Source organism: Actinoplanes flavus (assembly GCF_017592555.1).
Classification (GTDB): domain Bacteria; phylum Actinomycetota; class Actinomycetes; order Mycobacteriales; family Micromonosporaceae; genus Actinoplanes; species Actinoplanes flavus.
In genome coordinates this window covers 26,092-38,544 of sequence record NZ_JAGFNS010000052.1, presented here as the reverse complement: position 1 = coordinate 38,544, position 12,453 = coordinate 26,092, and the positions used below count along the sequence as shown (strand labels likewise).

General features: G+C 71.6%; 8 protein-coding genes. 5 read left to right on the top strand and 3 right to left on the bottom strand.

Features of this window, described 5'->3' with window-relative positions; all coding sequences use genetic code 11:
* The first annotated feature begins 576 nt into the window (after positions 1-576).
* Together uppS and J5X75_RS42035 are read left to right on the top strand one after the other, a co-directional pair.
* The gene (uppS, locus tag J5X75_RS42040; RefSeq protein ID WP_208473327.1) at positions 577-1,359 is read left to right on the top strand and encodes a polyprenyl diphosphate synthase; all 783 of its coding nucleotides are present in this window, start codon (positions 577-579) and stop codon (positions 1,357-1,359) included.
* Between the two features lie 736 nt (positions 1,360-2,095).
* On the top strand, positions 2,096-3,583 hold the full coding sequence (locus J5X75_RS42035) for an HNH endonuclease signature motif containing protein (RefSeq protein WP_208473326.1): 1,488 nt from the start codon (positions 2,096-2,098) through the stop codon (positions 3,581-3,583).
* 208 nt (positions 3,584-3,791) lie between these two features.
* Here the strand turns inward: J5X75_RS42035 and J5X75_RS45805 are convergent, their stop codons facing one another.
* Positions 3,792-4,700, bottom strand: a complete 909-nt coding sequence (locus J5X75_RS45805) for a LysR family transcriptional regulator (RefSeq protein WP_208473325.1) — start codon at positions 4,698-4,700, stop codon at positions 3,792-3,794.
* Between the two features lie 104 nt (positions 4,701-4,804).
* Here J5X75_RS45805 and J5X75_RS42025 point away from each other — a divergent pair, with 104 nt between their 5' ends.
* Positions 4,805-8,158 carry a bifunctional proline dehydrogenase/L-glutamate gamma-semialdehyde dehydrogenase gene (locus J5X75_RS42025; RefSeq protein ID WP_208473324.1) on the top strand — a complete coding sequence of 1,118 codons (3,354 nt, stop codon included), beginning with the start codon at positions 4,805-4,807 and terminating at the stop codon, positions 8,156-8,158.
* 124 nt (positions 8,159-8,282) lie between these two features.
* Here the strand turns inward: J5X75_RS42025 and J5X75_RS42020 are convergent, their stop codons facing one another.
* Both J5X75_RS42020 and J5X75_RS42015 read right to left on the bottom strand, forming a co-directional pair.
* Positions 8,283-9,626 carry a prolyl oligopeptidase family serine peptidase gene (locus tag J5X75_RS42020; RefSeq protein WP_208473323.1) on the bottom strand — a complete coding sequence of 448 codons (1,344 nt, stop codon included), beginning with the start codon at positions 9,624-9,626 and terminating at the stop codon, positions 8,283-8,285.
* Positions 9,627-9,695: 69 nt separating this feature from the next.
* On the bottom strand, positions 9,696-10,067 hold the full coding sequence (locus tag J5X75_RS42015; protein ID WP_238490938.1) for a DUF4406 domain-containing protein: 372 nt from the start codon (positions 10,065-10,067) through the stop codon (positions 9,696-9,698).
* A 58-nt stretch (positions 10,068-10,125) separates the two neighbouring features.
* On the opposite strand from J5X75_RS42015, the gene J5X75_RS42010 reads away from it, so the two are divergent.
* Together J5X75_RS42010 and J5X75_RS42005 are read left to right on the top strand one after the other, a co-directional pair.
* Positions 10,126-10,866, top strand: a complete 741-nt coding sequence (locus tag J5X75_RS42010) for a DeoR/GlpR family DNA-binding transcription regulator (protein ID WP_208473322.1) — start codon at positions 10,126-10,128, stop codon at positions 10,864-10,866.
* Between the two features lie 194 nt (positions 10,867-11,060).
* Positions 11,061-12,407, top strand: coding sequence for a jacalin-like lectin (locus J5X75_RS42005; RefSeq protein ID WP_208473321.1), 1,347 nt, complete (start codon positions 11,061-11,063; stop codon positions 12,405-12,407).
* The last annotated feature ends 46 nt before the right edge of the window (positions 12,408-12,453 follow it).

Below are 12,453 nucleotides of genomic sequence, written 5' to 3'. Positions count from 1 at the left end.
GCTTGCCGAGCCAGTCGTCGATCTTCACGTAAAGTGCGGTGAGAAGGGTGTTGATGTCTGTCGTCACAAACAGATCATCGACACCCTTCGTGTTTCGCATTGACAAGTGGCTGTGACAACTAGTCATGCGTACAGGGCAGTTGCACACTCCTCGCGCTCAAGGAGTTAGGACTTACTCGTCTAGGCGCCCTGCCCGACGACGCCGCATCGAGCAGGCACCCGTAGTCGGGTCGCTCACGACGTCTGGCGAGGTGGCGACCGCCAGGGCGCGCGGTGTCAGGGAAAGGCACCGTATGCGCAAGCTACCTACGGTGCGGGACAGCGACGGCAGTTTCCCGTACCTCTCGCTCGCCTGCCTCTCGCTCGGCTGCCTTTCGCTCGGCTGCCTTTCGCTCGGCTGCCTTTCGCTCGGCTGCCTTTCGCTCGCCTGCCTTTCGCTCGCCTGCCTCTCGCTGGTCCGCTTGCCGCTGGTCCGTCTGCCTCTGGTCCCTCTGCCGCTCGCTGAGTTGTGCGGATCCTGTGGCGGTTCGGTGAAGACCGCCCCGCTCACCTCTGGACGGTGGTTCGATCGCGGCCATGCTGACGTCGCTGAAGAACGTGGTCTACGCGCTCTACGCCCGGCGCCTGCGCGCCCAACTCGATCCGGCGAACCTGCCCCGGCACCTGGCCATGGTGATGGACGGCAACCGCCGGTGGGCGCGCCAGATGGGCTTCGACGACCCGAGGATCGGCCACCGATACGGTGCCGAGCACCTTGACGAGGTGCTCGGCTGGTGTGCCGAGACCAGCATCCGGCACGTCACCGTCTTCGTGGCCTCGGTCGACAACGTCCGCAAACGCGACGCCGGCGAGGTCGGCAACCTGATGCTGATGATCGAGCAGGTGGTCGCCGAGCGTTTGGCTCGCCCGGCCAGCCCATGGCGGGTGCACCTGGCCGGCCGCCTCGACGTCCTGCCGGACACCACCAGGCACGCCCTCAAACTGGCCGAGGACGCCACCCGGGACAGCGACGCGGAGTTCCACCTGAACATCGCGATCGGCTACGACGGCCGAGAAGAGATCGTCAACGCGTTCCGGTCATTGCTGGAGGAGGAGTACCGGGCCGGGCACGGCATCGACGACATCGCCCAGCGGCTGACCGCCGACCGCATCTCGGCCCACTTGTACACCGGTGGCCAACCCGACCCGGACCTGGTGATCCGCACCAGCGGCGAACGCCGGCTGTCAGGTTTCCTGGTGTGGCAGGCCGCCTACTCGGAACTGCACTTCAGCGACGTCTACTGGCCCGGCTTCCGCAAGGTCGACTTCCTCCGCGCCTTGCGCTCCTACGCCGCCCGCAACCGCCGTTTCGGCGCCTGACCTCCGGCCGATCCCGACCCTGCCCGGTGATCGGCCCTCCTTGGCCCGCGTCTGACCTGGTCCCGCCCCGCCTCTCTCACCTGGTACCGACCCGCGGCCCAACCGCTGGTCTACCCGCGCCTGTTCCGCGTCCGGCCCGCGCCTGTTCCGCGTCCGACCCATGCTTGTTCTGCGTCCGGCCCGCGCCTGTTCCGCGTCCGACTCGCGCCTGTTCCGCGTCCGGCCCGCGCCTGTTCCGCGTCCGACCCATGCTTGTTCTGCGTCCGACTCGCGCCTGTTCCGCGTCCGACCCGTGCCTGGCCTGCGCCTGGCCTGCGTCCGGCCTGCGCCTGGCCTGCGTCCGGCCTGCGCCTGGCCCGCGTCCGGCCCGCGCCGGGCCCGCCCACGTCCCGGCCCAGCCGAGCGGGTTCCTGGCCCGCGCCGACTTGCGCCTGGCCCGCAAGCGGCCATCGCCCCACTGCTGCATGTCATGGCCAGGCTGCGAGCCCGGCGCGGAGCCGATGTCTCAACACGTAACCGCCATGGTGGAGCCGCCGGTGCGACCACGCTACGACGGCTCTGCCGGGCCGGAGGGTCGCGGCGCAGCCGGGACGTCTATGTCACGAGCAGGCGCTTATCGCATGACCGGCCGATCTGCGGTCGAGCGTTTCGTCCGTTTGTGCGGCCGTGGCGCAGAGGCACGGTTCGCGCCCGCGGCACCCCGATTCTGTCGTACGCATGTTCGATAATCGGCGACATGACCACCGGACCGCTGAACGCCGAAGACCCCAGGACGGTTCCGACGGAGACCGCCTCCCGGGCGCTCGTCGGCCTGGCGGGCGATTGCGCTGCCCTGCGTCTGACGCCGTTGTCCCAGCCGGAGTTGCTCGAGTTTCTCGATGACGTGCACACCGCCCAGCAGTTGTTGCAGGCAGCCGTGTTGCACGCCGTCCAGGAGGCCGGCCGGCGTGGCATCCCCGCCGACCAGGGCGCTCCATCGGCCCGGGCTTGGCTGCGTGGCGTGCTCCGGATCAGCCCCGGCGCCGCCGGCCGGTTGCTCGTCCAAGCTGAGGCGGTCGACCGTAATCCCGCACTCGACGCAGCCATCGCCGACGGCCGAGTCAACGCCGAACAACTCGCCGCGATCACCATCGCGCTCACCGAACTGCCCGACGACCTGAGCCCGCAGGTCCGTGGCGAGGCAGCGGCCACACTGGCCGACTGGGCGCCCCACCTCGACCCCGTCGGGTTGCGGACGGCCGGTCGCCGGATTCTTCATCATGTCGCCCCCGACATAGCCGAAGCCGTGGAAGCTCGATGGCTGCGCCGACAGGAGCAGGAGGCCCACGCTCATCGCCACGTGACGCTCAGCCCGCTCGGCGACGGCCGCGTCCGCCTGCGCGGCATCCTCGACAGTGAGGCCGCCGCGATCGTCTCCGCCGCCCTGGATCCCCTGTGCAAACCAGACAGCGTCCCCGGTTCGGCCGTCCCCGGTTCGGCCGTCGCCGGTTCGGCCGTCGCCGGTTCGGCCGTCGCCAGTTGCGCCACCGCCGGTTCCGCTGGCACTGGCTTCGCAGGCGCTGGTTGCGCCACCACCGATTCCACCGGTGATCCCGCAAGCACCGGATTCGCTGGTGGCGGTGTCGCCGCCGAACTAGCCTCCACCGGTGAGGCCCGCACACCGGGCCAGCGCCGTGCGGATGCCCTGGTCGAGGTGTGCCGGCTGGTTCTTTCCGGGGGAGCGCTACCGGGCAACGGCGGTGACCGTCCGCAGATCGCGATCACCGTCGAGTACGACGTCCTTCGACGGCAACTGAGCTCTGGCACGCTCGACTCCGGCGAACCCGTTTCCGCGGCCACCGTGCGCCGCCTTGCCTGCGATGCCCGGGTCCTGCCGCTGATCCTCGACGGCGAGGGTCAGATCCTCGACGCCGGTCGCACCCGCCGCACCGCCACCGGCACGCTCCGGCAAGCCCTGAACGCCCGCGATGCGGGCTGCACCTTCCCCGGCTGCGACCGCCCTGCCCGCTGGTGCGACGCCCACCACATCATCAGCTGGGCAGATGGCGGGCCAACCGATATCGCCAACCTGACTCTCCTCTGCGGCCACCACCATCGCCTCATCCACGACGACGCCGGCTGGCAGATCCGCGTCGCCTCGGATGGCCGCCCGGAGTTCCTGCCTCCGAGCTGGCTAGACCAGGAACGCCGCCCCCGCCGCAACCACTACCACCGGCGAAGCTGATCTAGCTGAGTCGCAACGGCTCGGCTCGGCCGTGGTGCGGCGTGCCCAGGTTCGCCGCGGCGGCCTCTGCTGCCATGCCGGCCCCGAGTACGTCGCCGCGTCTTCGCGCTGGGCCGCGTCTTCGCGCTGGGCCGCGTCTTCGCCGGGAGCCGTGCGTCTGCGGCCGGCCCCGTCCCCGCCGTCGCCGCTTCTCCGTCAGGGGGCGCGGCTACGCGGGCGCGGCGGAATGCCGGACCGTCTGTTCGAGGATGTCGCGGAAGGCCCGGGCCGCCGGTGACGCCGAACCGGCCAGACGCTGGGCGGTGAAGATGGTGCGCCGTGGAGCGCCGTCCAGTTCCAGTAGGCGTGCCGGGGTGCTGCGGCCTGCCCAGATGAGGTCCGGGATGAGGGCCACCGCGTTCCCGGACTCGACGAGCCGCATGTGCGCCTGGAGGTCGGCGGTCTCGTAGCGTACGTCGGGTTCGAAGCCGGCCCGGCGGCACACCTGTTCGGCGAAGTGCCGGGAGGCGGCGCCGCGCGGCTCCATCACCCACGGCATGTGCCGGGCCGTGGTGAGGGAGTCGACCGGGTGCAGTGACTCGGGCACCGGGGGCAGGGCCAGCCGGATCGCGTCGGTGGTCAGGTCGCGGCGATCCAGGCCGGGATGGTGCGGGGCGGCGTGTGCCGGGTATTGCTCGGCGATGACCATGTCGAAGTCGCGGGCCCAGGTTTCGCGCAGCGCCTCCTCGGGTTCGCGCTGGGTCATCTCGATCCGGACATCCGGGTGCAGTGACGCCATGGCCCGCAGCGTGGCCGGCATGAAGGCGAGCGCCGCCGACTGGAAGACGGCGACCCGGACCCGGCCGGTGACCCGGGTGGCCGCGGCCTGGAGGCGGGCCTCGGCGCGTTCCAGGGTGTCCAGCACCTCCCCGACCGACGCGACCAGCACCTCGGCCTGGGGGGTGAGCTGCACCCGGCGGCCGGCCTTGCGCAGCAGCTGCGTACCGGTCTCCTTCTCCAACTGGCTGAGCTGCTGGGACACGGCGGACGGCGTGAAGTTCAGTGCGTCGGCGACGGCCGCGATGGTGCCGCGGATGGCCAGTTCACGCAGCAGGACGAGACGACGGATCTCGAGCACGAACGAAACGTTAGCCGAACTTAAGAACATCGCTCATAAAGCATCGCTTTTCCTAACCGTAAAAGGGCATACAGACTGTGGCGGAGAACGGAAGGAGCATCCCGATGTCTGAGATCGCCGAAGAGACGATCGCCCTTGTCCGGCGCTGGCTGCGCGAGGCCGCGGACGTCCCGGTCGGCGGTTCGGCCGCGCAGCTCGCCGGTGTGCTGCGCGACCCGAAGGGCCTGGCCTTCACCGTCGGCTTCGTCGACGGCGTGGTCCGCCCCGAGGACCTACGAGTCAGCGCCCGCGCGCTGTCCGCCCTGGCCAAGGACGTTCCCGGCTTCCTCCCGGCGCACCTGCGCCTGGCTGTGAAGACCGGCGGCGCGCTGGCCCCGGTGATGCCCGGGGTGGTCGTCCCGATCGCCCGCCGCGCCCTGCGCCACATGGTCGGCCACCTCATCGTCGACGCCACCGACGCCCGCCTCGGCAAGGCGATCAAGCGGATCCGCGGGCGCAACGTCCGGCTCAACGTGAACCTGCTCGGCGAGGCCGTCCTGGGCCGTGGCGAGGCGTCGCAGCGGTTGAAGAACACCGAGCGCCTCTTGGCCCGCCCCGACGTCGACTACGTGTCGATCAAGGTGTCGTCGACGGTCGCCCCGCACAACCCGTGGGCCTTCGACGAGGCGGTCGCCGACATCGTCGAGCAGCTCACCCCGCTGTTCACGCTGGCCGCGAAGACCGGCAAGTTCGTCAACCTGGACATGGAGGAGTACAAGGACCTCGACCTCACGATCGCGGTCTTCACCCGTCTCCTGGACCGGCCGGACCTGCTCGGGCTGGAGGCCGGCATCGTGCTCCAGGCCTATCTGCCGGACGCGCTGAGCGCCATGATCCGCCTCCAGGAGTGGTCGGCGGCGCGCCGTGAACGCGGTGGAGCGGGCATCAAGGTCCGCCTGGTCAAGGGCGCCAACCTGCCGATGGAGCGGGTCGAGGCGGAACTGCACGGCTGGCCGGTCGCCACCTGCGACAGCAAGCAGGCCACCGACACCAACTACAAGCGTGTCCTCGGCTACGCGCTGCATCCGGACCGGATCCGTAACGTCCGCCTCGGTGTGGCCGGCCACAACCTGTTCGACGTCGCGTACGCCTGGATTCTGGCCGGTGAGCGTGGCGTGCGTGACGGCATCGAGTTCGAGATGCTGCTCGGCATGGCCGAAGGCCAGGCCGAGGCGGTCCGGCGCGAGGTCGGCGGTCTGCTGCTCTACACCCCGGTGGTACGCCCGGAGCAGTTCGACGTGGCCATCGCCTACCTGATCCGCCGGCTGGAGGAGGGCGCCAGCGCCGACAACTTCATGTCCGCGGTCTTCGAGTTGCATTCCGACTCGGCCCTGTTCGCCCGGGAGCGGGACCGCTTCCTGGCCTCCCTCGACGACCTCGACGACGAGGTGCCGGCGCCGCACCGGGTCGCCGACCGGTACGCGGCCGTGCCCCGTTCCGAGCCCGGTCTGTTCGTCAACACCCCGGACACCGACCCCGCCGTGGCCGTGCACCGCGACCGGGCACGGGAGATCCTCGCCCGGGTCGACAGCTCCACGCTGGGCCTGGACCTGCCCCGGATCACCGACCGCGAGCACCTGGACGAGGCGCTGGAGAAGGCCGCCGCCGCGCACTGGGGCGCCGTCGACCGCCGCGCCGTTCTGCACGCCGTCGGCGTCGCCCTGGAGGAGCACCGGGACACCCTGATCGAGGTGATGGCGGCCGAGGCCGGCAAGACCATCGACCAGGCCGACCCGGAGGTGTCCGAGGCGGTCGACTTCGCCCACTACTACGCCGAGCTGTCGGCCGAACTGGACGGCACCGACGGCGCCGCCCCGGTTCCGGCCCGGCTCACCCTGGTCACGCCGCCGTGGAACTTCCCGGTCGCGATCCCGGCCGGCTCGGTGCTGGCGGCTCTGGCCGCCGGTTCCTCGGTCGTCCTCAAGCCGGCCGGCCCGGCCGAGCGCTGCGGCACCGTGCTCGCCGGCATCCTGCGGGACGCCCTGTCCTCCGCGGGCGCCGACCCGAACCTGGTCACCCTGCTCCAGGTCGACGAGGGCACGCTGGGCCGGGAGCTGATCGCCCACCCGCTCGTCGACCGGGTGATCCTGACCGGCGCGTACGAGACCGCCGAACTGTTCCGCTCGTTCCGCGCCGACCTGCCGCTGCTCGCCGAGACCAGTGGCAAGAACGCGATCATCGTGACTCCGAGCGCCGACCTGGACCTGGCCGTGAAGGACGTCGTGTCGTCGGCGTTCGGTCACGCCGGGCAGAAGTGCTCGGCCGCGTCCCTGGTGGTGCTGGTCGGCAGCGTGGCGAGGTCGCAGCGGTTCCGTACCCAGCTGCTCGACGCGGTCTCCTCACTGGACGTCGGCTACCCGTCCGACCCGCGCAGCCAGGTCGGCCCGCTGGTCGAGCCGGCTGCCGGCAAACTGCTCGACGGGCTCACCACGCTGGGCGCCGGTGAGCGCTGGCTGCTCGAGCCCCGCAAGCTCGACGACTCCGGGAAGCTGTGGAGCCCCGGCGTCCGGGACGGGGTGCGCCGCGGGTCGGCCTACCACCGCACCGAGTACTTCGGCCCGATCCTCGGCATCATGACCGCGGACACCCTGGACGAGGCGATCGACCTGGTCAACGAGGTCGACTTCGGTCTCACCTCGGGCCTGCACTCGCTCGACGAGACCGAGGTCCGCACCTGGCTGGACCGGATCCAGGCCGGCAACCTGTACGTCAACCGCGGCATCACCGGCGCCATCGTCCGGCGGCAGCCGTTCGGCGGCTGGAAGCGCTCGGCGGTCGGCCCCGGCACCAAGGCCGGCGGCCCCAACTACCTGACCGGGCTCACCGGCTGGGCGCCCCGCCCGGCGTCCGCGACCGCCGAGGTGACCCACCCCGGCGTACGGGTCCTGCTCGCCGACGCCCGCGCTCTGCTCACCGCCGAGCAGGTCGCCTCGGTGGAACGGGCCGCCCGCAGCGACGCCGCGTTCGACTTCCGTACACCCACGGACGTCTCCGGTCTCCAGGCGGAACGCAACGTGTTCCGCTACCTGCCCACCCCGGTGACCGTCCGGTTCGCGGCCGGCGCCTCGCTCGCCGACCTGGTCCGGGTCCTGGCCGCCGGCCTGCTCACCGGCGCCGACGTGCAAGTCTCCACCGCGGAGCCGCTGCCGGATGCGCTGGCCGCGCGGTGCCGTTCGATCACCGTCGAGGACGACGCGGCCTTCGCCGCCGGGCTCTCCGCGGGGCGGATCCGGCTGATCGGCGGCGACGGCGCGGCGCTGGCCGCGGCCACCGGCGGGCGGCCCGACCTGGCGGTCTGGTCCGGTCCGGTGACCGAGGCCGGGCGGGTGGAGCTGCTGCCCTTCCTGCGCGAGCAGGCGGTCAGCGTGACGGCCCACCGCTTCGGAAATCCGCTCGCCCTCGCTGCCGACGTCCTCTGATCAGAAAGACCTTTCCCGGTACGCCCTCCGCGTTCTTCCTCTTCTTCCGCGCGGAGGGCGTACCCCCGGTCTTCAGGGGCCGGGCAGATCAACGGGCCGGGCAGATCAACGGGGGCAGGGCAGGTCAGGGGCAGGGCAGGTTCGCGTACGCCGGGCGTACCCCCTCGGTGAAACGGCAGCCGAAGGACGCGGCAGCGACCGCGCGCCGGTCCAGGATCGCGTCACCCGCCGGCCGGTGGCCTCGCTCGACCCAGGTGACCAGATCGTCGAAGCCGCGGCGCAGTTCGGCCTGGGTGAAGCCGCAATGCGTCACGTCCCGGACGGCGCGGGAGACGAAGAGGCGGGAGCGGCCGTTGGCGGCGGCCTCGCGGGCGTACTCCTGCTCCATCGAGAACGGCACGAACAGGTCGCCGATGCCGTGCAGCGACAGCACCGGGATCGACGGGCGGCCGGCGATGCGCGGCACTCCGATGGTCGCGGTCCGGCCGACCCGCAGCACCTCCGCGTTGAGGCGTTTCTCCTCCGGTGTGAGCCGCCATCCGTCGGTGGAGCGGTAGAGGGTCCGCCGGTTGTCGGTCAGGTTGCCCTCCGCCATCCCGGCCGTGCCGCCGCTCAGGCCCGGGTAGAGGCTGAACAGGAACGGGAGCCCGCCCTGGGTGGCCGCGTTCCAGTAGGCGAACGCCGCCGGGAAGCCGGGCCGTTCGCCGCCGCTGCGCCGCTCGACCACGTCGGACCAGGTGGCGCCGGCGGCCGTGCCGGTGAGCGCGGTACGGATCCGGCCGACCTGTGCGGCGAAACGGGCCGGATATCCGGCGTCCGGGCGCAACGGGAACTCGATCGGCACACCGGCGAGGGCGGCTGCCGTGACGTTCGCGTCCAGGAAGTAGTCGAACAACTCGACGTCGCCGAGCACCCCGCACATCGGCATGGCCCCGGCGAAGGTACGTGGGTGCCGCTCGATCGCCACGCCGGTGACGTGCCCGCCCATCGACGCGCCGGTGATGTAGACCTTCCCCGGCCGTTTCCCGGTGACCTCCCGGAACAGGCCGACCAACGCGTACGTGTCCGAGACGCCCTGCGCCACGTCGTAACCGTTGGTCGCGTAGCTGGACGCCGCCCACGCGAACCCGCGGTCGACGTAGTGCTGCCGCAGCTCCGGATCGGACACGTAGACGGTCGTCCCGGTGCCCCGGTAGCCGTGCGCGTAGACCACCAGCCGGCCGTTCCACCGGCGCGGAACCTCGATCCGATACGCCGCGCCGTCTCTGATCCCGGTGTGCGTACGGGCGCCGGGCAGCGCGGTGAACGGGGTGCCGTCCAGTCCGCAGTCCGGATCGGCGACCAGATAGCCGGGCTTCGTGTCGCTCGGCACGGGCGCGGTGCAGGGCTCGGGCGCGGCCGTAGCCGGCGCACCGGTGAGGATGCCGGCGAACAGCGCGGCGACGACGACGGCACGGCGGATGATCATTGGCGTTTACCTCCCGGTAACATCCAATGACCGTGCTCGATGCCTGTCAAGCGCCCGGTGCGGGCCCTCTCATCCGGCGTACCCGGGGATCTCGGAGACGCTGTGGTAGACGGGTATTCCGCGTTTTTGCGCGATTGCCACGTCCTGGTCGGCGCCGGCCGACGCGCCGGGCAGTCGCAGCACCGCGTCGCAGTGCGCCAGCAGCCGCTCCGCCGTCGGGTACATGATCTGGGCCGCCACCGGGTCGGTGACGCTCGTGCCGCCCGCGCCGCGCAGTACCGGCAGGGCCACCCACTCGCCGATCATCGGCACGTGCCCGGCCTGGAAGACGGGCCAGGCGGCCTCCTCGAGGCGGCGCAGGTTGGCGGCGAGCAGCGCGGGGTCGTCACCGGTGCCGGAGCGGTACGGGCCGGCGATCAGAATGAGCATGGGCTTGTCCATGACGGGCAACCTACACTGGGAAACACGCAATAGTCGACAATAATAAGGAGAAACACGGATGTTGGCTGCGGAGCGCCGCGACTTCCTCCTGGCCCGGTTGCACGCCGACGGCAAGCTGGTCGCCAAGGCGATCGCCGCCGAACTCGGCGTCGCCGAGGACAGCATCCGGCGCGATCTGCGCGAGATGGCCGCCGCCGGTCTCTGCCAGCGGGTGTACGGCGGCGCGCTCCCGGTCTCCCCGGCGACCGCCGACTACGCCACCCGGGCCACCGTCGCCACCTCCAGCAAGGAACGGGTCGCCGCCGCGGCCGCCGCGCTGATCCGCCCCGGCGCCACGGTCCTGCTCGACGGCGGCACCACGGCCCTGGCGGTGACCGCGGCACTGCCCCGCGACCTGGCCGCCACGATCGTCACGCACAGTCCGACGGTCGCCGCCGCACTCGTCGACCACCCGGCCGTCGACGTCTACGTCCTGGGCGGCCGCCTCTTCAAGCACAGCGCCGTGACCTGCGGTGCGGCCGCCGCCGAGGCCGCCCGGTCGGTGTCCGCCGACCTCTTCCTGCTGGGCGTCACCGGCGTCCACCACGAGGCCGGCCTGACCACCGGCGACGCCGACGAGGCCGCCATGAAACGCACCCTGGCCGGACGGGCCGCGGACACCTACGTGCTGGCCAGCATCGAGAAGATCGGCGCCGCGTCCCCGTTCCTGGTCCTGGCCCCGAACGAGGTGGCGGGCATCATCACCGACGCACCCCGCGACCACCCGGCCCTGGCCGGCCTCCCGGTCATCCCCGCCTGAGGCCCTTCATCCGGTACGCCGACGTGCGCCACCGGCGAGCGGGGGGGGCGACGGGGCGGACGTCGGCGAGGGGCCGGGGCGCGGTCCGGCGCCGGTGGACCGGTCGACGGTGCGAACGGCGCCCGTTGTTGTGAACGTGAACATTCATCGACGTGAGGTTACCGCCGGGTAGAGAAGGTCATAGGCTGCGGTCCATGGTCCGGAGAATCCTCACGGTGTGCGTGCTCGCCACGCTGGTCACCGCTCCCAGCCCCGCCTCCGCCGCCGCAGCCCTCGCCGACGCAGCCCCCGCCGACGGCTCCTTCACCGTCCTCACCTACAACGTCGCCGGCCTCCCGGAGCTGATCTCCAGCGCCGAGACCGACCGCAAGACCGCGCACACCCTGATCGGGCAGCGTCTCGGCCGGTACGACATCGTGCACGTCCAGGAGGACTTCAACTACCACGCCTACCTGTACGCGGCCGACACCACGCACGCCTACCGCACCCCGACCAGCGGTGGCGCCGGCATCGGCTCCGGCCTCAACACACTCTCGACGATCCCGTACGACACCGACGACCTCGAGCGCGGCGACTGGGACTCCTGCCAGTTCGACTCCGGTGACTGCCTGACCCCCAAGGGCTTCACCCTCACCCGTCACCGGATCGCCGACGGCGTCTTCGCCGACCTCTACAACCTGCACACCAACGCCGGTACGAGCAGCGGCGACCAGGAGTCCCGCGCCGACAACCTGAACCAGCTGACCGCCTTCATCGCCACGCACTCGGCCGGCAACGCGGTGATCGTCATGGGGGACACCAACACCCGCTACACCCGGGCCGCCGACACGATCCGCGACTTCGCCGCCGCCAACGGGCTCACCGACGCCTGGGTGCGGCTGGAACGCGGCGGCAGCGCCCCGGCCGCCGGCTCGGACGCGCTGGTCTGCGACGCGGCCGCGGTCACCGACACCTGCGAGGTGGTCGACAAGATCCTCTACCGGAGCGGCCGGGCGGTCACCCTCACCGCGACGGACTACCACAACGAGGACGCCGGATTCCGGACCGCCGACGGGCTGATGCTCTCCGACCACTTCCCGGTCAGCGCCGCGTTCAGCTGGACGGCGAACCCGGACTACCAGCTCAGCGACCAGTTCGGGGGACCGCACGGCGACCACTACAACGACATCGCGGCGGTCCCGGCGGCGGCCCGCGCCACCGTGGTCGGGCTGCGCGCCGGCTCCCGGGTCGACCAGGTCAGCCTCACCCTCACGACCGGGACGGTGCTGGCCCACGGCGGCGCCGGCGGCACGGCGAGGTCGCTCACCCTGGGCAGCGGCGAGTACGTGACGAGCGCCTACCTGTGCCGTGCCCAGTACAGCGGGCACACCCGGATCTTCTACGCGCGGTTCACCACCAACCTCGGCAACAGTGTCGCCGGTGGGACGACCACGTCGGACTGCGTCACCCGGACGGCGCCGAGCGGCTGGCAGATCGCCGGGTTCCACGGGCGATCCGGGTCCGCGGTGGACAAGCTGGGACTCGTCTACACCCGTCGCTGACCGCGGCCGGCCGGGCCGGGCCAGACGAGCCGAAGTGGACCGCGAC